Below are 20070 nucleotides of genomic sequence, written 5' to 3'. Positions count from 1 at the left end.
TAAGCTATGCGCATGTCGTTCAAAGCCAGCTTGTGTCGTTGTTTCTTCTTCATGCTGCTGTGCGCCTTCTCCAGCGCAGGCCACGCACAGGTGTTTGACCGCCTGTATGAAAGCAGCGCCCAGATCACCCTGGCCCAGCCGCTGCAATGGATCGCGGTGCCCAGGGATTCCATCGCATCGCCCGATGTCTTCGCCACCGGCGAATTCGCGGCCACCGCAAAACGCGCCTTCCAGCCCTACACCGACGACACCATTCTTCCGACCTCGGATACGCAGGAAGTCTGGGCCAGCTTCGCCCTGCCGGCCACCGAAACCCTGCAGACCTGGTACATCCGGATCGCGGGCCAGGCGATTTACAAGGTCAGCCTTTACTCGCGAGACCCGCAAGGCAGCTGGCAGGTCCATTCCGCCGGCGAAGCGATCGCCCCAGCCTACTGGGCTTTGCGCACGCGCGTCCCGAGCTTTGAGCTGCAATCGCACACCGACCAGCCGCAGGCTTATTACCTGCGCTTCGAACACCGCCGGCCCATCACCGAGCGGCCCATGCTGCTCACACCTGTCGAGTACATAGACGGCGCCTCGCGGGTCGGCGTGGTGATAGGCCTGATGTGGGGCATGTTCAGCGTGCTGGCCGTGCTGTGCCTGGCCGCGTTCAGTATGTCGCGCAGCAAGGTGTTCCTGTGGTTTGGCGCCGTGGTGGTGACGCTGATGTTCACGCAGCTGGTGCTGATCGGCTATGGCGGCTGGCGCATCTGGCCCTACAGCGTGCACCTCAACCAGGTCATGGGCTGGGTGTCGGCCACGGTGACCATGGCCGCGGCCGCCTGGTTCTGCGCCCAGGCCAGCTATGCGCGCGACGGCCATCCCCGCGTGTACCGGCTACTGGCCGGCGTCACGGCGGGCAGCCTGCTTATGGCCTGCGTGATGATGATTCGCCTGGATTTCGTGCCGCGCGACCTGCGCAACCTGTGGCTGGCGCTGGCCACGGTAGCCATCCTGGGGAGCCTGGTCTGGATATCGCTGCGCGGCCAGGCCTGGAACCTTCTTTTGCTGCTCGGCGCCGCGCCCATAGGCGGGGCCGCGCTGGCCCGGCTTTCCTATAACGCCGGCTGGGTGCTGAATGTGGAAGCGGCGCAGGCCGCCGGCGTGCTGTCGGCCATGGTGGGCCTGCTGTGGATTTTCGGTGTGCTCGCGTGGCGCAGCCGGGCGGCACTGTTTTCCAACCACCGCGGCGCCGCCCTGTCGACCTACGATGCAGCCAGCGGCCTGATGCTGCCCCGCATCATCGAGGCCAGGCTGCCGGCCATGCTGCTGCGCGGCCGCCGGCAGAAGCTGGCCTGCGGCGCGATGATGCTGCATTGGTTCAACCAGGCCCCCAGCCACGACGAGGTGGGCGACTTGAAGCGCGGCGCCGCGCTATCGCGCATCGGCGAGATCCTGCGCCGGGCCGCGCGCGACGTGGACACCGTGGCACGTTGCGACGAAAACCATTTCATGGTGCTGGTCGAAGGCCCCGTCAGCCGCGCCGTGCTGTCCGAGATTTCCACCAAAATCCTGGCGGACTGCATACGCGCCTCCGAAAAACTGGGCGAGGCCGACGCATTCACCCTGCACATCGCCATATGGCACGACACGCCGCGCACGCAAACCGCCGCGGAGGTGACCGACCTGCTCAAGATACGCCTGCACCACATGGCCGCCGGCACCAAACGGCCCGTGCAGTTTGTCGACTCGCCGCTGGAGCCCGGCAGCGCGGCGGCCGAAGAGGCCAGCCGGCGCGAAGACCTGCTGGCCAAAATCAACGCGATCGAGACCTCGCATCCCACGCTGGGGTGACGGCGGCGCTCGCTGAAGATGTCGCCGCCCCGGTCAGCGGCCGGGCAAGGGTAAGGGCAAGGCTGTCTTGTACCGGACCTGCTTGAGCGCAAAGCTCGAGCGGATTTTTTCGATTCCCGAAATCGGCGACAGCTGCTCGAGGATGAATTTTTCCAGCGCGCCTATGTCGGCCACCGCCACGCGTATCAGGTAGTCGCTGTCGCCCGACATCAAATAACACTCCATCACCTGGTCGTGCTCGGCGATGCGCCGCTCGAAGTCGGCCAGCGACTCCTTGCTTTGCGTGCGCAGGCTGATGGAGATAAACACATTGAGCCCCAGGCCCAGCGCCGCGGCATTGGCAATCGCCACATAGCGGTCAATCACGCCACCAGCCTCCAGCGCCTTGACGCGGGCCAGGCAGGGCGAGGGGCTCAGGTGCACACGCCGCGACAGCTCCACATTGGACAGCGAGCCGTCGCGCTGCAGTTCGTCGAGGATCTTTAAATCGAGGGCATCAAGCTGCATCATCTGTAAAAACCGGTTTTTACAGAATTTTATGCCTCTTAATGGCCAAATACCACGATATTGAGGCTACAACTTCTGGGCAAACCTGCGTACAGTCATTTGTGCCATGAACCATTCCATCCCCCATCATTTGCTGGCGCAGGCCGAAACGCCCGCCGATACCGATCCGCAGGAAACCGCTGAATGGCGTGAAGCATTCGAAGCCCTGGCCCTGACCCACGGCCCGGCCCGCGCGCGGCACATGCTCAATGAATTGAGCCGCGTCGCGCGCAAGCAGCGCATAGGCTGGCAGCCCGAGCTGGCCACGCCCTATATGAACACCATCGCGGTGGACGAGCAGCCCGTGTTCCCCGGCGACCTCGCGCTGGAAGAGCGCCTGGCCTCGCTGATGCGCTGGAACGCGCTGGCCATGGTGGTGCGCGCCAACCAGGCCGAAACCGGTGGTTCCGCCGAACTCGGCGGCCATATCGCGAGTTACGCCAGCGCGGCCGACCTGTTCGAGACCGGTTTCAACCATTTCTTCCACGCGCGCGAAGGTGTGGCTGAAGGCCAGCACCGCGGCGACCTGGTGTTCTTCCAGCCGCACAGCGCACCCGGCGTCTACGCGCGCGCCTACCTCGAAGGCCGGCTCAGCGAAAAAGACCTGGGCTTTTACCGCCAGGAACTCAGCGCGCCTGGGCAGGGTGCGCAAGGCCTGTGCAGCTACCCGCATCCCTATTTGATGCCGGACTTCTGGCAGTTCCCGACCGGCTCCATGGGCATAGGGCCGATCAGTTCCATCTACCACGCGCGCTTTATGCGCTACCTCACGCACCGGCGCTTGCTCGACTGCGCGGGACGCAAGGTCTGGGGCGTGTTCGGCGACGGCGAGATGGACGAGCCCGAATCCATGAGCGCGCTGACCCTGGCCGCGCGCGAAGGCCTGGACAACCTGGTCTGGGTCGTCAACTGCAACCTGCAGCGCCTGGACGGCCCGGTGCGCGGCAACGGCCGCATCATCGACGAGCTCGAAAAATTGTTCGCCGGCGCCGGCTGGAACGTCATCAAACTGGTCTGGGGCAGCGATTGGGACGGCCTGTTCGCGCGCGACCTCACCGGCGCGCTGACACAGGCCTTTGCCCAGACAGTGGACGGCCAGATGCAGACCTTTGCCGCCAAGGACGGGCGCTTTAACCGCGACAACTTCTTCGGCCAGAACGCCGAACTCGCGCGCCTGGCCCAGGGCATGACCGACGAGCAGATAGACCGTTTGAAACGCGGCGGCCACGATCTCGTGAAAATCCACGCCGCCTACGCCGCGGCGGCCAACCACCAGGGCCAGCCCACGGTGATCCTGGCGCACACCAAAAAAGGCTACGGCATGGGCAGCGCCGGCCAGGGCAAGATGACCACGCACTCGCAGAAAAAATTCGACGGCGAGGACCTCATCGAATTCCGCAACCGCTTCAACCTGCCCCTGTCCGACGAGCAGGCCAAAAATCTGGCTTTCTACAAGCCCGCCGCCGATAGCGCCGAGATGCAGTACATGCACGCCAGGCGCGTGGCACTGGGCGGCTATTTGCCGCGCCGCGAAACTGCGGCCGATATCGTGGACATCCCCGCCCTGCCCTCCTACGCCCAGTTCGCGCTGGCGGCCGACGGCAAGGACATGAGCACCACCATGGCCTTTGTGCGCATGCTGGGCGGCCTGCTCAAAGACACTGCGCTGGGGCCGAAGATCGTGCCCATCGTCGCCGACGAGGCGCGCACCTTCGGCATGGCCAACCTGTTCAAGCAGGTCGGCATCTATTCCAGCGTGGGCCAGCGCTACGCGCCCGAAGACATAGGTTCGGTGCTGAGCTACCGCGAGGCGCTGGACGGCCAGATTCTCGAGGAAGGCATCAGCGAGGCCGGCGCACTGGCCAGTTGGACGGCCGCCGCCACCAGCTACAGCGTGCACGGCCTGGCCATGCTGCCCTTCTATATCTATTACTCCATGTTCGGCTTCCAGCGCGTGGGCGACCAGATCTGGGCCGCCGCCGACCAGCGCGCACGCGGCTTTTTGCTGGGCGCAACATCTGGGCGCACGACACTGGGCGGCGAAGGCCTGCAGCACCAGGACGGAACCAGCCACCTGGTCGCCGCCACCATTCCGAATTGCAAAGCTTATGACCCGGCCTTCGCGGGCGAACTCGCCGTGATCCTGGACCGCGGCATGCGGGAGATGATGGTCGAGCAGAAAGACGTGTTCTATTACGTCACGCTGATGAACGAGAACTACGCCCAGCCCGACCTGCGGCCCGGCGCCGAGGCCGACATCATCCGCGGCTGCTACCGCTTTGACAGCTTCCTGCCCGACGGCAGGAAGGCCGAGAGCGAAGTGACCCTGATGGGTTCGGGCGCCATCCTCACCGAGGTCATCGAGGCAGCGCGGCAGCTCGCGCAACAGGGCATCGTCGCCACGGTGTACAGCGTGACCAGCTGGAGCGAACTCGCGCGAGACGGTGCGTCCTGCCAGCAAGCGGCGCTCAACGGTGAAGCACACGCCGAACCCTTCGTCGCGCAGCAGTTAAAGGCCAGCACGGGCCCCATCATTGCCGCCACCGACTATGTGCGCGCCGTGCCCGAAAGCATTCGCGCCTTCCTGCCCGAGGGCCGGCGCTACCTGACCCTGGGCACCGACGGCTTCGGCCGCAGCGACACGCGCGCCGCGCTGCGTGAGTTTTTCAGCGTCGATGCGCAAAGCATCGTGAAGGCGACGCTGCACACGCTGAAGCACAAGTAGGCCGAACCCCAAGCAAGCCAAAGCCCGTGCGCGGTCACATCGCGCACGGGCCTGGGTCTGGGCCTGGGCTGCGAGCCGGTGCCCGCTTACTTGGGCAACAGCACCTTGTCCACCACGTGGATCACGCCGTTGGACTGGTAGACGTCGGCGATGCTCACGGTCGCCACGCCGCCCTTCTCATCGGTCACCGTAACCTTGCCGCCGGCCGACTTGGCCACCAGCGTGCCGCCGGCCACCGTCTTGATCGAGGCCATGCCCTTGCCGTCGGCAATCATCTTGCTGATGGCCGCGGCGTCCCATTTGCCGGGCACCACGTGGTAGGTCAGCACGCCGGTCAGCATGCCCTTGTTCTCGGGCTTGAGCAGGGTGTCCACCGTGCCGGCGGGCAGCGCCGCGAAGGCCGCGTTGGTGGGGGCGAACACCGTGAACGGGCCCGGGCCCTTGAGTGTGTCGACCAGGCCGGCGGCCTTGACCGCCGCGACCAGCGTGGTGTGGTCCTTGGAGTTGACCGCGTTGTCGATGATGTCCTTGCTTGCCAGCATGGGCGCGCCGCCCACCATGACTTGCGCGAACGAGGGAAGGGCCGCAAACGACAGGGCCAGCGCGACGCCCAGGGAAGCGAGTTTGTGTTGAGTCTGCATAAGAAGTCCTTTGAAAGAAGTTGAACCAGAAGCCGAAATCACCATGATTCAAGCGGCTGTGATGAATACGGGGCGCGGGGCCCGCTGGATTCAATACAGATTCGGTTTCAACACTTTCAAGGTCTTCATGGCCGCAAGAGGCCCGCAGGCTTTAGCCGGCGCGTTCGAAGAAGGCGCGCACGGCCCGCGGATAAATCAAATGCTCTTGAGTCAGCACGCGCGCGGCCAGGCTTTGCGCCGTGTCGCCCGGCAGCACCGGCACCACGGCCTGGGCCAGGGTGGCGCCATGGTCGAGTTCGGCCGTCACCTGATGCACCGTGGCGCCCGCCACCGTGCAGCCGGCGTCGATTGCGCGCTGGTGCGTGTTGAGGCCGGTAAAGGCCGGCAACAGCGAGGGGTGGATGTTGATGAGCCGCCCCGCATAGTGCTGCACAAAGCCGGGCGTCAGGATACGCATGAAACCGGCCAGCACCACCAGCGCAGGCGCATGGGCGTCTATGCGCGCCATCAGTTCGGCGTCAAAAGCCTCGCGCGACGCAAAATCCTTGTGCGGCACCACGGCGGTGGCGATGCCCAGGCTGCGGGCCAACTCCAGCCCCGCGGCGTCGGCCCGGTTGCTGATGACGGCCGCCACCTGGACGCCGAAAAGCCCGCGCCAGCCCTCTTTGTCCGCAGTCCGGGCGATGGCGGCCATGTTGGAGCCGCTGCCGGAAATCAGGATGACGATGTTTTTGTGCGCACTTGCCATAGCCCTCTAGTTTAGAACGCGGGCGCCGGCCGACCCCGCCCTGGCGCCATGTCCCAACTGAGACATAAAATTACGAACGACCGTGCTAAAAATAAGAAATCCACCGCAGGCAAGCCGCTGCGGCAGCCCGACAACCCCGGAGACATCCCGCCATGGATTTAGCTTTCACCCCTGAAGAACAGGCATTCCGCGAAGAGATTCGCGCCTGGGTCCGCGCCAACCTGCCGGCCGATATTTCGCACAAGGTGCACAACGCCCTGCGGCTGACGCGTGACGATATGCAGCGCTGGGCCAAGATACTCGGCAAAAAAGGCTGGCTGGGCCACGGCTGGCCCAAGGAATTCGGCGGCCCGGGCTGGAACGCGGTGCAAAAACACTTGTTTGAGGAAGAATGCGCCCTGGCCGGCGCGCCGCGCGTCGTGCCCTTCGGCCCGGTGATGGTGGCGCCCGTGATCATGGCCTTCGGCACCCCTGAACAGCAAAAGCGCTTCCTGCCCGGCATCGCCAGCGGCGAAGTCTGGTGGAGCCAGGGTTATAGCGAGCCGGGTTCGGGCTCCGACCTCGCCTCAGTCAAATGCCGGGCCGAGCGCCAGGGCGACAAATACATCGTCAACGGCCAGAAGACCTGGACCACCCTGGGCCAGTACGGCGAGTGGATTTTCTGCCTGGTGCGCACCAGCAACGAAGGCAAGCCGCAGACCGGCATTTCCTTTTTGCTGGTTGACATGAAGTCGCCCGGCGTCACGGTGCGCCCCATCGTGCTGCTGGACGGCGAGGCCGAGGTCAATGAAGTCTGGTTCGACAACGTCGAGGTGCCGGCCGAAAACCTGATCGGCGAAGAGAACAAGGGCTGGACCTACGCCAAGCACCTGCTCAGCCACGAGCGCACCAACATCGCCGACGTGAACCGCGCCAAGCGCGAACTCGAGCGCTTGAAGCGCATCGCCAAGGCCGAAGGCGTCTATGACGACCAGCGCTTTCGCGACGAGATCGCCAAGCTCGAGGTCGACGTGGTCGCACTCGAAATGCTGGTGCTGCGCGTGCTCTCGGCCGAAAAATCGGGCAAGAACTCGCTGGACATCGCCGGCCTGCTCAAGATACGCGGCAGCGAAATCCAGCAGCGCTACAGCGAGCTCATGATGCTGGCCGCCGGCCCCTTCAGCCTGCCTTTCATCGAAGAAGCCATGGAGGCCGGCTGGCAAGGCGACTTCCCCGGCGGCCTTGCGGGCGACGCGCCGCTGGCGTCCACTTACTTCAATCTGCGCAAGACCACGATTTACGGCGGCTCCAACGAAGTCCAACGAAACATCGTCTCGCAGGTCGTCCTCGGCTGATACGGCCGTACTGAAGAACAGGAAACACATCATGGATTTCGATTTCACCGACGACCAGGAACAGCTGCGCGACGCCGTGCGCAAATGGGTGGACAAGGGCTACGGCTTCGAGCGCCGCCGCGGCATCGCCAAGGCCGGCGGCTTTTCGCGTGAGGCCTATGGCCAGATCGCCGAACTGGGCCTGACCGGCCTTTACATCCCCGAGGCCGACGGCGGCCTGGGCATGGGCCCCGTTGAGGGCATGGTGGTGATGGAAGAGCTGGGCCGCGGCATTGTGCTCGAGCCCTTTGCCCAGGCGCTGATCGCCGGCGCGCTGCTCTCCGGCTATGCGCCGGCCGCCGTCAAGGCTGCCTGGTTGCCGAAAATCGCCTCGGGCGAGGCCCTGGTGGTGATGGCCTACCAGGAACGCGCAGCACGCTACGACTTTGAAAAATGCCAGGCCACGGCCACCGCGGCCGGCGATGCCTGGACGCTGGACGGCATCAAAAGCATAGTCCCCGCCGGCGACCAGGCTGAGGCCTTTATCGTGCCCGCGATGGCCAAGGGCAAGCTCGCGCTGTTCCTGGTCGAACGCGCGGCAGCCGGCGTGGCGACGCGCGGCTACGGCACGCAAGACGGCGGCCGCGCCGCCGAGGTAGTGCTCAAGAACGCGCCCGCGGCCTTGGTCACGCTGGACGGCCAGGCCGCCCTGGCCCAGGCGGTCGACATCGGCATTGCCGCGACCTGCGCCGAAGCCGTGGGCGTGATGGACAAGACCCTGGCCATCACCGTCGAGTACATGAACACCCGCAAGCAGTTCGGCGTGGCCATCAGCAGCTTCCAGGCCCTGCGCCACCGCGTGGCCGACATGAAGATGCAGCTGGAACTGGCCCGTTCCATGAGCTACTACGCCTCGCTCAAGCTCAATGCACCGGCCGATGAACGGGCCCGTGCACTGGCCCGCGCCAAGTACCAGCTCGGCGTGTCCATGCGTTTTGTCGGCCAGCAGGCCGTGCAGCTGCACGGCGGCATAGGCGTGACCGACGAATACATCGTGAGCCACTACTTCAAGAAGCTGACCCAACTGGAAATGACCTTCGGCGACACGCTGCACCACCTGGGCGAGGTGTCGAGCCGCATGCAGGAGACGGCCGGCGTATTCGCTTGAGCTGGGGCCGGGCTTGAGCCCGGGGCGTCACGCGTGCAGGCGTGACGTTTTGGGAATATGCGCCATCAAAAACTCCATCTGGTCCGCCAGGATGCGGCGGTTGCGCAGGATGAAGTCTTCCCAGAGGCTGGGCACATAAGGCGTGTACAGCAGCGGCATGTGGGCCTGCTCGGGCGTGCGGCTGCTCTTGCGGTGGTTGCAGGCGCGGCAGGCCGTCACCACGTTCATCCAGGTGTCTATGCCGTTTTGCGCGAAGGGGATGATGTGCTCGCGCGTCAGGTCTTCCTCGTGGAAATGCCCGCCGCAGTAGGCGCACACATTGCGGTCGCGGGCAAACAGCTTGCCGTTGGTCAGGCCCGGCTTGAGGTCAAAGGGGTTGATGTTGGGCACGCCCTTGGTGCCTATGATGCTGTTGACCGTGATGATGGACTGCTGGCCCGTGATCGCGTTGTGGCCGCCATGGAAGGTCACCACCCGCGCGCCCATCTCCCAGCGCACCTCGTCGGCCGCGTAATGCAACACGGCTTGTTCAAGGCTGATCCACGATTGTGGCAATCCCTGGGCTGAGAGCTTCAAGACCTTCAAAACGAACCTCCATCAAGGTGGACGACGCATGAGACACGGTACTGTGTATCAATATACAGTGAAATCATGAAAACCGCCCCCAAATTCCCCCATTAACCACGTTCAAGCCCCGTTCAACCGGGCTCCGGCGCTACAAAAACGATAATTGCCCCCATGAAAGTTTTCCGTGGCTACCACCATCCCCAGCTGGCCGAACACTGCGCCCTGACCATAGGCAACTTCGACGGCGTGCACCGCGGCCACCAGGCCATGCTGGCGCTGCTGAAAAACGAGGCCCAGCACCGCGGGGTGCCCAGCTGCGTGATGAGCTTTGAACCCCATCCGCGCGACTATTTCGCCGCCGTGGCGCGCAAACCCGAACTCGCGCCGGCCCGCATCGCCACCCTGCGCGACAAGCTCACCGAGCTCGCCCGCTGCGGCATAGACCAGTGCGTGGTCCTGCCCTTCAACGCCGCGCTGGCCTCCCAGCCGGCCGAGGCCTTTATCCAGGACGTGCTGGTGCGCGGCCTGGGGGTGAAATACGTGCTGGTGGGCGACGATTTCCGCTTCGGCGCCAAGCGGGTGGGCGACTACGCCATGCTGGACGCCGCCGGCGAGCGCCTGGGTTTTGACGTGGCCCGCATGAACAGCTACGAGGTGCACGGCACCCGGGTTTCCAGCTCGGCCGTACGCGAAGCCCTGGCCCAGGGCCGCATGGACCGTGTCGCCGGCCTGCTGGGCCGGCCCTACAGCGTTTCCGGCCATGTGGTGCACGGCCGCAAACTGGGGCGCGACCTGGGTTTTCGCACCCTCAACCTGCGTTTTTCCCACTGGAAACCGGCCGCCGGCGGAATATTTGCGGTGCAGGTGCACGGCCTGGGCGACAAGCCCATCCCGGGCGTGGCCAACCTGGGCATACGGCCCTCGCTGGACCCGGCCGACGTCAACGGCGGGCGGGTGCTGCTGGAGACCCATTGCCTCGAATGGCCGGCCGCCCTGGGGCCCGAGGGGGCATACGGTAAAATCATCCGTGTGGAACTGCTGCACAAACTGCACGACGAACTGAAATACGACAGCCTGGAGAGCCTGAAAACAGGCATCGCCAAGGACTGCGACGAGGCGCGGGCGTTTTTTGCCCTGCCCCAGTCGTTTTCAGCCGCCATGCACACGGAAACCAGCCGCCAGACCACGCGCGACCGAATTTAGACGATCTCGTCGCCTCTGGCCCCGCCCTGCTTTCACGGCGGATGGCTTTCCTCCTCACCGTATGGCCGGCGCCCCGCTTTTGCGGGCCGCCCTAACAAAAAGCATTCCAAGAGCATCCCATGTCCGAGACCAAAACCGATTACCGCAGCACCCTGAACCTGCCCGACACCCCGTTTCCCATGCGCGGCGACCTGCCCAAGCGCGAAGCCGGCTGGGCCAAGGAGTGGGACGACAAAGGCATTTACAAAAAGCTGCGCGACGTACGCGCCGGCAAGCCCAAGTTCGTGCTGCACGACGGCCCGCCCTATGCCAACGGCAAGATCCACATCGGCCACGCCGTCAACAAGGTCCTCAAAGACATGATCGTCAAGGCGCGTCAGCTCAAGGGACTGGACGCCATCTACGTGCCCGGCTGGGACTGCCACGGCCTGCCGATCGAAAACGCGATCGAAAAACTGCACGGCCGCAACCTGCCGCGCGATGAAGTGCAAGCCAAGAGCCGCGCCTTCGCCACCGAGCAGATCGAGGGCCAGCGGGCCGACTTCAAGCGCCTGGGCGTGCTCGGCGAGTGGGACAACCCCTACCGCACCATGGACTTCGGCAACGAAGCCAATGAAATCCGCGCGCTCAAACGCATCATGGAGCGCGGTTTTGTCTACCGCGGCCTCAAGCCCGTCTACTGGTGTTTTGACTGCGGCTCCTCGCTGGCCGAGTTTGAAATCGAATACGCCGACAAAAAATCCAGCACGCTGGATGTCGGCTTCAAATGCGCCGAGCCGCAAAAGCTGGCGCTGGCTTTCGGCCAGGCCGCTTTAGCCAAGGATGCCTTCGCGGTCATCTGGACCACGACCGCATGGACCATCCCCGCCAACCAGGCGCTGAACCTGAACCCCGACCTCGAATATTCGCTGGTGGACACCGAGCGCGGGCTGCTGGTGCTGGCCTCGGTGCTGGTCGACAAATGCCTGGAGCGCTTCCAGCTCGAAGGCCGCGTCATCGCCGTCACCAAGGGCGAAAACCTCGCGAAGATCAACTTCGAGCACCCGTTCTACGACGCCGACCCGGGCTATCGCCGCTTCAGCCCGGTGTTCCTGGCCGACTACGCCACCGCCGACGACGGCACCGGTATCGTGCACTCCTCGCCCGCCTACGGCGTGGAAGACTTTAACTCCTGCGTCTCCAACGGCATCGCCCATGAGGACATCCTCAACCCGGTGCAGGGCAACGGCCGCTACGTCGACGAGCTGCCGTTTTTCGGCGGCCTCAACATCTGGAAGGCTGCCCCGCTGGTCATCGACAAGCTGCGCGAGCACGGCCGCCTCTTCGCCACGCAAGACATCCAGCACAGCTACCCGCACTGCTGGCGCCACAAGACGCCGGTGATCTACCGCGCGGCGGCCCAGTGGTTCATCCGCATGGACGGCGAGACCGCCGGCACCCAGGGCGTGTTCGCCAGCGACAAGGCCGGCAAGACCCTGCGCGAGCTGGCCCTCGCCGCCATCGAGGAAACCAGCTTCTATCCCGAAAACGGCAAGGCCCGGCTGCGCGACATGATCGCCGGCCGCCCCGACTGGTGCATCAGCCGCCAGCGCAACTGGGGCGTGCCCTTGCCCTTCTTTATCCACACCGCCACCGGCGAGCTGCACCCGCGCACCATGGAAATCATGGACCAGGCCGCCCGCATGGTGGAGGCCGGCGGCATCGAGGCCTGGAGCAAGGCCAGCGCCGAATCCATCCTGGGCGCCGAGGCGGCCGACTACATCAAGAGCACCGACATCCTCGACGTCTGGTTCGACTCCGGCACCACGCACGACCACGTGCTGCGCCACAGCCATGCCGCGCAATCGACCTGGCCGGCCGACCTCTACCTCGAGGGCCACGACCAGCACCGCGGCTGGTTCCATTCCTCGCTGCTCACCGCCTGCGCGATGTACGACCGCGCGCCCTACAAGGGCCTGCTCACGCACGGCTTCACCGTGGACGGCAAGGGTCGCAAGATGAGCAAGAGCGAAGGCAACGTGGTGGTGCCGCAGGAAGTCAGCGACAAGCTGGGCGCCGAGATCATCCGCCTGTGGTGCGCCTCCACCGACTACTCGGGCGACCTGGGCATAGACGACAAGATCCTGGCCCGCGTGGTCGATGCCTACCGCCGCATCCGCAACACGCTGCGCTTCCTGATGGCCAACGTCAGCGACTTCGACCCGGCCAAGGACGCCGTGCCGTTTGAGCAGATGCTGGAAATCGACCGCTACGCGCTGAGCCGCGCTTCGCAGCTGCAGGCCGACATCCTGGCGCACTACGAGGTCTATGAATTCCACCCGGTGGTCTCCAAGCTGCAGATCTACTGCAGTGAAGACCTGGGCTCCTTCTACCTCGACATCCTGAAGGACCGGCTCTACACCACCGGCCCCAAATCGCTGGCCCGCCGCAGCGCGCAGACCGCGCTCTGGCAGATCACGCACGCCATGCTGCGCTGGATGGCGCCCTTCCTGAGCTTCACGGCCGAAGAGGCCTGGAAGGTGTTCGGCTCGTCCGAGTCCATCTTCATGGAAACGTACTCCGAGTTCCCCGCGCCCGACGCGGCGCTGCTGGCCAAGTGGTCGCGCATCCGCGAGCTGCGTGACGCCGTCAACAAGGACATCGAAACCCTGCGCGCCGACGGCAAGGTGGGCTCCTCGCTGCAGGCCAATGTGATGCTGGAAGTGCCGGCCGGGGACCACGCGCTGCTGGCCGGCCTGGGTGAAGACCTGAAGTTCGTCTTCATCACCTCCGCCATCGAAGTGGCCGCCGCAAGCGCGGTTGCCACCAAGGTGACGCCCAGCACCGACGCCAAATGCGAACGCTGCTGGCACTACCGCGCCGACGTGGGCCATGACCCGGCCCACCCAACGATCTGCGGCCGCTGCACCAGCAACCTGTTCGGCGCTGGTGAAGACCGGAAATACGCGTAATGGCCAAAACCACCTTCACGCGCTCCCCAAGCTCGCTCCTCCCCTGGCTGGGCCTGGCGCTCATCATCCTGATCGCCGACCAGTTCACCAAGGTGCTGATCCTGGGTTATTACCGCCTGGGCGACTCCACCTACGTGGCCAGCTTCTTCAACGTGGTGCGGGTGCACAACACCGGCGCGGCCTTTTCCTTCCTGGCCGAAGCCTCGGGCTGGCAGCGCTGGTTCTTCACCGCCATCGGCGTCGCGGCGGCGCTGTTCATCCTGTGGATGCTGCGCTCGCACGCTGGGCAAAAGCTGTTCTGCTTCGCGCTGGCCTGCATCCTGGGCGGCGCCCTGGGCAACGTGATTGACCGCGCGATGCACGGCTATGTCGTGGACTTCCTGCAGTTCCACTGGGGCGGCTGGTACTTCCCGTCCTTCAACATCGCCGACAGCGCCATCACCGTGGGCGCGGTCTGCCTGATCCTGGACGAGCTGTTGCGGGTGCGCAAAACCAGTTAGGTCCTGTGCCGGGGTTTCCACAGCTTCGGGCAAGGCATCGCCCGATTCCGCAAAAAACAGCGATTTGGGGTGCAAAATCAGGTTCTGGCCGCGCCGCGGCCGCCTGACGAACAACAACGCACGCCCAACCCGTTTTTTGCCACGCTTGATGCCCCCAGAGTCCTTCCCCTCTTTTCTCGCCGACACGGGCCGGCACGCCAGGCACTGGCTGTTCGAGTCGGCCCTGCCCCTGTGGTGGGAGCGCGGCGCGGACCACGAGGGCGGCGGTTTCCATGAAAAGCTCGGCCAGGACGGCCTGCCCATCGGCAAGCCGGTGCGCGTGCGGGTCCAGGCCCGGCAGACCTATGTGTATGCCCGGGCCGGCGCCCTGGGCTGGAGCGGCCCCTGGCAGGCGGCCATGCGGCATGGCCTGTCCTTCATGCTCTCGCGCTACCCCCGGCCTGACGGCCTGTTCCGCAGCACGCTGGACACCCGCGACGAAAGCATAGACCTCTACGACCAGGCCTTTGTGCTGTTCGCGCTGGCCCATGCCTATGAAGCCGAGGGCCGGCCGCGCGAACTTCTGGACACCGCCCAGGCCCTGCTGCGGCAAATCGAAGCCGCGCTGGCGCATGGCGAAGGCGGCTATTACGACGGCCTGCCTCAGCAACCCATCCTCAAGTCCAATCCGCTCATGCATTTGCTCGAAGCCCTGCTGGCCTGGGTGGCCGTGGGGGTGGAAGGCCGTTTCCGCCCGGCGGCCCTGGCGCTGTGCGAACTGGCGACCGCGCGCTTGATCCATCCCGGCAATCGCGCCAACCGGGCCATCGGCGAACTCTTCACTGCAGGTTGGGCGCCACTGGGCACGCCCCAGGAGCGACTGTATGAACCCGGCCACCAGTTTGAATGGGCGTACCTGCTGCTGCAGGCCGAGGGCCTGCTGGGCATCCACGCACGCAGCGAAGCCATTGCGCTCGAAAACTTCGGCCGCTCCTTCGGCATAGACAACGAACGCCAGGTCGCGCTGTTTGCCGTCGATGAGGCGGGCAAGCCCACGGACCGCAGGGCTCGGCTCTGGGCGCAGACCGAAAGGCTCAGGACCTCGCTGCTGTTCGCCACCCAAGGCCTGGGCGATACGGCCAGCACCCAGGCGTTCCAGGCTGCCGCGGCCGGCAGTTTCACCGGCCTGATGCGCTTCCTGGCCACCGACATTCCCGGCCTGTGGCATGAATGGCAGCGCGAGGACGGCGGTTTTGACCTCGCGCCCTCGCCGGCCTCTTCGCTTTACCATTTGATGACCGGCCTCGAAGGCCTGTTGGCCTTTGCTTCTCCCCTGACGCCCGCGGCACACCGCGCGGGCCTTGTTGAACGGACAATCACCGCATGAAGCACTTGTTGAATCTCCTGGCGGCGATCGCGCTGCTGGTCTGGGGCACCCACCTGGTCCGCACCGGCATACTGCGCGTCTTCGGCGCCAACCTTCGCCACGTGCTGGCCGTCAGCATCAGCAACCGGCTCGCCGCCGCGGTCTCGGGCATAGGCGTCACGGCGCTGGTGCAGTCCAGCACCGCCACCTCGCTCATCGTCTCTTCCTTTGTCGGCCAGGGCCTGGTCACCTTGCCGCTGGCGCTGGCCGTGATGCTGGGCGCGGACATAGGCACCAGCCTGATGGCCGTGGTGTTCTCCTTCGACCTGTCCTGGCTGTCGCCGCTCTTTATCTTCGCCGGCGTGGTGCTGTTCATCTCGCGCCAGGACACCAACGTCGGCCGCGTGGGCCGCGTGCTCATCGGCCTGGGCCTGATGCTGCTGGCGCTGCGCCTGGTCACGGCCTCCACCGAGGTGCTGACCCAGGCGCCGGCCGTCAAGGCCTTGCTGGGCTCGCTGAGCAGCGACCTGCTGCTCGAAATCACCGCCGGCGCCTTCCTGGCCGTGGTCTCGTATTCCAGCCTGGCCATCGTGCTGCTCACGGCCACGCTGGCCGCCTCGGCCGTGATTCCCCTCGATGTGGCGCTGGGCCTGGTGCTGGGCGCCAACCTGGGCAGCGGCCTGCTGGCCGTGCTGACCACGCTGCGCTCGCCCGTGCAAGTGCGGCAGGTGCCGCTGGGCAACCTGCTGTTCAAGCTGCTGGGCATCGTGATCGCCGCGCCGCTCATAGGCCTGTGGCTGCGCCATGTGCGGCCCTACCTGGACGAGCCGACCACCATGGTCGTGCTGTTCCACCTGGCCTTCAACCTGCTGGTGGGCGCGGTCTTCATAGGCTGGACGCAGGTGATCGCACGCTGGGTGGAAAAGCTGCTGCCCAAGCCCGACAAGAACAAGGCCGGCGGGCGCCCGCACCACCTGGACCCTTCGGCCCTGGCCACGCCCTCGCTGGCCATCTCCTGCGCCGCGCGCGAAGCGCTGCACCAGGCCGACGTGGTGGAGAGCATGCTGCTCGGCGTGCTGCAGGTCATACGCAACAACGACCTCAAGCTGGCCGAAGACCTGCGCAAGATGGACGACGTCGTCGACGAGCTGTATTCCTCGATCAAGTACTACCTGACCAAGATCTCGCGCGAGGCCCTGGCCGAAGAAGAAAGCCGCCGCTGGACCGACATCATCAGCTTCACCATCAACATGGAGCAGATAGGCGACATCATCGAACGCGTGCTGATCGACATCGAAGACAAAAAAATCAAGCCGGGCCGCAATTTCTCGGAAGCCGGCATGGCCGAGATCGTCGAGCTGCACGAGCGCCTGGTCGACAACCTGCGCCTGGGCATGAGCGTGTTCCTCAACGGCACGGTGCGCGACGCACAAAAACTGCTCGAGGAAAAAGCGCGTTTTCGCGACCTGGAACGCGCCTACGCCACCACCCACCTGGGCCGGCTCTCGGCCAACACGGTGCAAAGCCTGGAAACCAGCTCACTGCACATCGATTTGATCAGCGAACTCAAGCGCATCAACTCGCACATCTGCTCTATCGCCTACCCGATTCTTGATTCAGCCGGCGCGCTGGCACCCAACCGGCTGCGCGCTTCGGCGCTCACCGACCAGAGCTAAGCCGCTGGGGCCGGGCTCAGGCCAGGCCCATGGCGTCCGAGAGGATCAGGGCCGCCTCAGGCGTGAACTCGCCGCGCTGCATGGCGTCCAGCAACTCCGCGGCATCCATCAGGCGGAACTGCTCGACCTCACCGTCCTGGTTGTCCGGCGCCATGCCTTCGGGCACGGTGCAGACATACCAGTCGATGTCTTCCACCACATAGCCCGCGCCCTTGCCGTCCGTAGACGGGCGCCGCGCCACCAGCCGCCCGCCATAGCGCATGGCCAGCAACTGGCTCACATGCAGGCCGGCCTCTTCCCAGGTCTCGCGCGTAAGCGCGGTTTCCACCGTGTCGGCCGCGGAGACCATGCCGCCCATCAGCGTGTCCCACAGGCCCGGGTCGTTGGACTTGTTGAAAGCACGCTGCTGCACCCAGAAACGCCCGTCGGGCGACTGCCCCACCAGGTGCACCGCCAGCGTGGTGATGCCCAGCGGCCGCACAGCCGCCCGCTCCACCGTGCCCTTGCGGTGGCCGAACTGGTCCGGCACCGCGAGCTGCTCGTCACGCCAGGCGCCAGCCAGGCCCGCCTCGTGCAGCGCAACCGCAATCTTGTTCAAGCTCGTCGTCACATCACCCATCACGCGCCAGCCCAGGGCTCCGGGGCGCTCTTCCTTGAGGAGGGGGTGGTCACCGTCCGTCATCGCATGCAGGGCCAGCTTGTGGAAGAAGCCCGGCTCCACAGAGCCGATCACCGATTCGCCAGCCCAAAGGGGGACGCGCGGGCGCAATGGGGGGACGATTGCGCCTGCCCGCAGTTCGCGCAACCAGTCGGGAGTGTGGGTAGGGGGTGTCATGGTTTTTGAGGCTGTCAGTTTACTTCCGAGGTCATTTTGTGGATAGGGTTCTCTTCTTACTCCTGCTGGCCGGGGGTAGCCCGGCGGCTACTCACTTTTCTTTTGCTTCGCCAAAAGAACGTAAGCAAAGAAAAGGCGACCCTGGTTGCTGCGTCCCTCCGCTTCGCTGCGGGCAACCTGCGGTGCTCGGTTCAGGCGGGGTCTCGCTAAACTCGCTGCGCTGCGCTTCGCTCAAACAACGCGATCCCTTATCCGCCTGAACCTCCGCTCCTCGGCGCATACACAAGGGGGTGGGAGAAAAATACCAATACCGAAAACCACAAGGACACGCCATGGCGTGTCCTTGTTTGTATTTGTCTTCTTGGTTTTCTGTCCCCGCTCCCGATTGCCCCGTCCTGGCTGGGCCGAGGAGCGCAGAGACAAGCGGATCAGGGCAAAAACTTGTTTGAGCGAAGCGAGTTGTTTTTGACCCCGCTTGGCTCGAGCACCGCAGGTTGCCCGTAGCGCAGCGTAGGGACCCAGACTGCGGGTCGCCTTTTCTTTGCTTACGTTCTTTTGGCGAAGCAAAAGAAAGTAAGTCGCCCGCCGGGGCGAGACCCGGCCAGCAAAACTAAAAAGAGGAAAGAGGAGGATAAGGATGAAGAGCGCGCAAGGCCGGAGCAAGACCCGGCCAACCTACTTCACTCCATCGGCCTTGAACATGGCCTTAATCCCCCTCACCGCTTGCCGAATCCGCGCCTCATTCTCAATCAACGCAAACCGAACATAGTCATCCCCATGGTCGCCAAAGCCAATGCCAGGCGACACACACACCTTGGCTTTTTCCAGCAGCTGCTTCGCAAACTCCAGCGAACCGAGCTTGCGGTACGCCTCGGGAATACGCGCCCAGATGTACATCGAGGCCTTGGGGCAGTCCACCGGCCAGCCGGCTTCGATCAAGCCCTTGTAGAGCACGTCGCGTCGCGCCTGGTATTGCGCGGCGATGTCTTTCACGCATTGCTGGTCGCCTTCGAGTGCCGCAATCGCCGCGACTTGCAGCGGCGTGAAGGTGCCGTAGTCGTGGTAGCTCTTGATGCGTGCCAGCGCTGCCACCAGGTCGGGGTTGCCGACCATAAAGCCCACGCGCCAGCCCGCCATGTTGTAGCTCTTGGACAGCGTGAAAAACTCCACCGCGATGTCCTTGGCGCCGGGCACCTGCATGATGGAGGGCGCTTTCCAGCCGTCGAACACGATATCGGCATAGGCCAGGTCGTGCACCACAAAGATGTCGTGCTTGCGCGCCAGCGCGATGACCTTCCCGAAAAACTCCAGCTCCACGCACTGCGCCGTCGGGTTCGACGGGAAACCCAGCACCATCATCTTGGGCTTGGGGTAGCTGCCGCGTATGGCTTTTTCGAGTTCGGCAAAAAAATCCGTGTCCGGCGTCAGCGGCACCGAGCGTATGTCGGCCCCGGCGATCACCGCGCCGTAAATATGGATGGGATAGCTCGGGTCCGGCACCAGCACGGTATCGCCCCGGTCCAGCGTGGCCAGCATCAAATGGGCCAGGCCCTCTTTGGAGCCTATGGTCACGATGGCTTCGGTGTCCGGGTCTATCGCCACCTGGTAGCGGCTCTGGTACCAGTGCGAAATCGCGCGTCGCAGCCGCGGAATGCCCTTGCTGGCCGAATAGCCGTGGGTGTCGGGCCGCTGCGCGACCTCGACCAGCTTGGCCACGATATGCGCCGGCGTGGCGCCGTCGGGGTTGCCCATGCTCATGTCGATGATGTCCTCGCCGCGCCTGCGCGCCGCGAGTTTGAGCTCGGCCGTGATGTTGAAAACGTAGGGAGGAAGGCGGTCAATGCGCGCAAAGCGGCGCTTGCCTGGGGAAGCGGACATAGGATAACTTTCACGTAAGCGCCCGGAACCGTCCGAGCGACGTGGCCGGCAATGGGGCCGGCCCGGAAGCATCCTAACCGAAGATGGGCCCCAGGGTATTACTCCCTCGCCCCCTCCGGGGGAGAGGGTGGGGGTGAG

Annotated in this window: 15 protein-coding genes; 9 read left to right on the top strand and 6 right to left on the bottom strand. The window is 64.9% G+C overall.

All coding sequences use genetic code 11. The annotated features are described in order from the left end of the window. The first annotated feature begins 12 nt into the window (after positions 1-12). Complete coding sequence (locus ACEN8I_RS17630; RefSeq protein WP_413329874.1) at positions 13-1836, top strand: 7TM diverse intracellular signaling domain-containing protein; 1824 nt, start codon at positions 13-15, stop codon at positions 1834-1836. Between the two features lie 33 nt (positions 1837-1869). Here ACEN8I_RS17630 and ACEN8I_RS17625 read toward each other — a convergent pair whose 3' ends face one another. Next, positions 1870-2343 carry an Lrp/AsnC family transcriptional regulator gene (locus tag ACEN8I_RS17625; protein ID WP_413329932.1) on the bottom strand — a complete coding sequence of 158 codons (474 nt, stop codon included), beginning with the start codon at positions 2341-2343 and terminating at the stop codon, positions 1870-1872. A gap of 106 nt (positions 2344-2449) precedes the next feature. Here ACEN8I_RS17625 and mdeB point away from each other — a divergent pair, with 106 nt between their 5' ends. Beyond that, entirely contained in the window at positions 2450-5107 is a 2658-nt protein-coding gene (gene mdeB, locus ACEN8I_RS17620) for an alpha-ketoglutarate dehydrogenase (RefSeq protein ID WP_413329873.1), read from the top strand. Positions 5108-5193: 86 nt separating this feature from the next. On the opposite strand, the gene ACEN8I_RS17615 is transcribed toward mdeB, so the two are convergent. Both ACEN8I_RS17615 and purN read right to left on the bottom strand, forming a co-directional pair. Beyond that, positions 5194-5748, bottom strand: coding sequence for a fasciclin domain-containing protein (locus ACEN8I_RS17615; RefSeq protein WP_139201010.1), 555 nt, complete (start codon positions 5746-5748; stop codon positions 5194-5196). Between the two features lie 151 nt (positions 5749-5899). After that, entirely contained in the window at positions 5900-6496 is a 597-nt protein-coding gene (gene purN, locus ACEN8I_RS17610; RefSeq protein ID WP_413329872.1) for a phosphoribosylglycinamide formyltransferase, read from the bottom strand. A gap of 152 nt (positions 6497-6648) precedes the next feature. Here purN and ACEN8I_RS17605 point away from each other — a divergent pair, with 152 nt between their 5' ends. Both ACEN8I_RS17605 and ACEN8I_RS17600 read left to right on the top strand, forming a co-directional pair. Continuing rightward, the gene (locus ACEN8I_RS17605; RefSeq protein ID WP_413329871.1) at positions 6649-7830 is read left to right on the top strand and encodes an acyl-CoA dehydrogenase family protein; all 1182 of its coding nucleotides are present in this window, start codon (positions 6649-6651) and stop codon (positions 7828-7830) included. Between the two features lie 31 nt (positions 7831-7861). Further along, complete coding sequence (locus ACEN8I_RS17600; RefSeq protein ID WP_413329870.1) at positions 7862-8977, top strand: acyl-CoA dehydrogenase family protein; 1116 nt, start codon at positions 7862-7864, stop codon at positions 8975-8977. 27 nt (positions 8978-9004) lie between these two features. Here the strand turns inward: ACEN8I_RS17600 and ACEN8I_RS17595 are convergent, their stop codons facing one another. Then, entirely contained in the window at positions 9005-9562 is a 558-nt protein-coding gene (locus tag ACEN8I_RS17595; RefSeq protein WP_413329869.1) for an HNH endonuclease, read from the bottom strand. A gap of 153 nt (positions 9563-9715) precedes the next feature. Between ACEN8I_RS17595 and ACEN8I_RS17590 the strand changes: the two genes are divergently transcribed. From ACEN8I_RS17590 to ACEN8I_RS17570, 5 genes are all read left to right on the top strand, one after another. Further along, complete coding sequence (locus ACEN8I_RS17590) at positions 9716-10747, top strand: bifunctional riboflavin kinase/FAD synthetase (RefSeq protein WP_413329868.1); 1032 nt, start codon at positions 9716-9718, stop codon at positions 10745-10747. Positions 10748-10866: 119 nt separating this feature from the next. After that, a complete protein-coding gene (gene ileS, locus ACEN8I_RS17585; RefSeq protein WP_413329867.1) occupies positions 10867-13698 on the top strand; it encodes an isoleucine--tRNA ligase in 2832 nt (943 codons plus the stop codon). Further along, a complete protein-coding gene (lspA, locus tag ACEN8I_RS17580; RefSeq protein WP_413329866.1) occupies positions 13698-14198 on the top strand; it encodes a signal peptidase II in 501 nt (166 codons plus the stop codon). Before ileS ends, lspA begins: the two co-directional genes overlap by 1 nt. A gap of 148 nt (positions 14199-14346) precedes the next feature. Next, entirely contained in the window at positions 14347-15564 is a 1218-nt protein-coding gene (locus ACEN8I_RS17575; protein ID WP_413329864.1) for an AGE family epimerase/isomerase, read from the top strand. Beyond that, complete coding sequence (locus ACEN8I_RS17570; protein WP_413329862.1) at positions 15561-17219, top strand: Na/Pi cotransporter family protein; 1659 nt, start codon at positions 15561-15563, stop codon at positions 17217-17219. Before ACEN8I_RS17575 ends, ACEN8I_RS17570 begins: the two co-directional genes overlap by 4 nt. Before the next feature lie 16 nt (positions 17220-17235). On the opposite strand, the gene ACEN8I_RS17565 is transcribed toward ACEN8I_RS17570, so the two are convergent. Together ACEN8I_RS17565 and alaC are read right to left on the bottom strand one after the other, a co-directional pair. Next, on the bottom strand, positions 17236-18054 hold the full coding sequence (locus ACEN8I_RS17565; protein WP_413329860.1) for an NUDIX hydrolase: 819 nt from the start codon (positions 18052-18054) through the stop codon (positions 17236-17238). A 675-nt stretch (positions 18055-18729) separates the two neighbouring features. Then, positions 18730-19932, bottom strand: coding sequence for an alanine transaminase (gene alaC / locus ACEN8I_RS17560; RefSeq protein WP_413329859.1), 1203 nt, complete (start codon positions 19930-19932; stop codon positions 18730-18732). Positions 19933-20070: the final 138 nt, after the last annotated feature.

Source organism: Polaromonas sp. CT11-55 (assembly GCF_047303325.1).
Taxonomy (GTDB): Bacteria; Pseudomonadota; Gammaproteobacteria; order Burkholderiales; family Burkholderiaceae_C; genus Polaromonas.
The sequence above is the reverse complement of the archived record's forward strand: the minus strand, read 5'-3'. Positions and strand labels throughout refer to the sequence as shown.

Bases quoted from the DNA above. Each gene is read 5' to 3' on its own strand.
- ileS (WP_413329867.1), top strand. From the start codon at position 10,867: ATGTCCGAGACCAAAACCGATTACCGCAGCACCCTGAACCTGCCCGAC.
- ACEN8I_RS17565 (WP_413329860.1), bottom strand. From the start codon at position 18,054: ATGACACCCCCTACCCACACTCCCGACTGGTTGCGCGAACTGCGGGCA.
- alaC (WP_413329859.1), bottom strand. From the start codon at position 19,932: ATGTCCGCTTCCCCAGGCAAGCGCCGCTTTGCGCGCATTGACCGCCTT.
- ACEN8I_RS17570 (WP_413329862.1), top strand. From the start codon at position 15,561: ATGAAGCACTTGTTGAATCTCCTGGCGGCGATCGCGCTGCTGGTCTGG.
- ACEN8I_RS17600 (WP_413329870.1), top strand. From the start codon at position 7,862: ATGGATTTCGATTTCACCGACGACCAGGAACAGCTGCGCGACGCCGTG.
- ACEN8I_RS17575 (WP_413329864.1), top strand. From the start codon at position 14,347: ATGCCCCCAGAGTCCTTCCCCTCTTTTCTCGCCGACACGGGCCGGCAC.
- ACEN8I_RS17615 (WP_139201010.1), bottom strand. From the start codon at position 5,748: ATGCAGACTCAACACAAACTCGCTTCCCTGGGCGTCGCGCTGGCCCTG.
- lspA (WP_413329866.1), top strand. From the start codon at position 13,698: ATGGCCAAAACCACCTTCACGCGCTCCCCAAGCTCGCTCCTCCCCTGG.
- purN (WP_413329872.1), bottom strand. From the start codon at position 6,496: ATGGCAAGTGCGCACAAAAACATCGTCATCCTGATTTCCGGCAGCGGC.
- ACEN8I_RS17625 (WP_413329932.1), bottom strand. From the start codon at position 2,343: ATGCAGCTTGATGCCCTCGATTTAAAGATCCTCGACGAACTGCAGCGC.
- ACEN8I_RS17605 (WP_413329871.1), top strand. From the start codon at position 6,649: ATGGATTTAGCTTTCACCCCTGAAGAACAGGCATTCCGCGAAGAGATT.
- ACEN8I_RS17590 (WP_413329868.1), top strand. From the start codon at position 9,716: ATGAAAGTTTTCCGTGGCTACCACCATCCCCAGCTGGCCGAACACTGC.
- ACEN8I_RS17630 (WP_413329874.1), top strand. From the start codon at position 13: ATGTCGTTCAAAGCCAGCTTGTGTCGTTGTTTCTTCTTCATGCTGCTG.
- mdeB (WP_413329873.1), top strand. From the start codon at position 2,450: ATGAACCATTCCATCCCCCATCATTTGCTGGCGCAGGCCGAAACGCCC.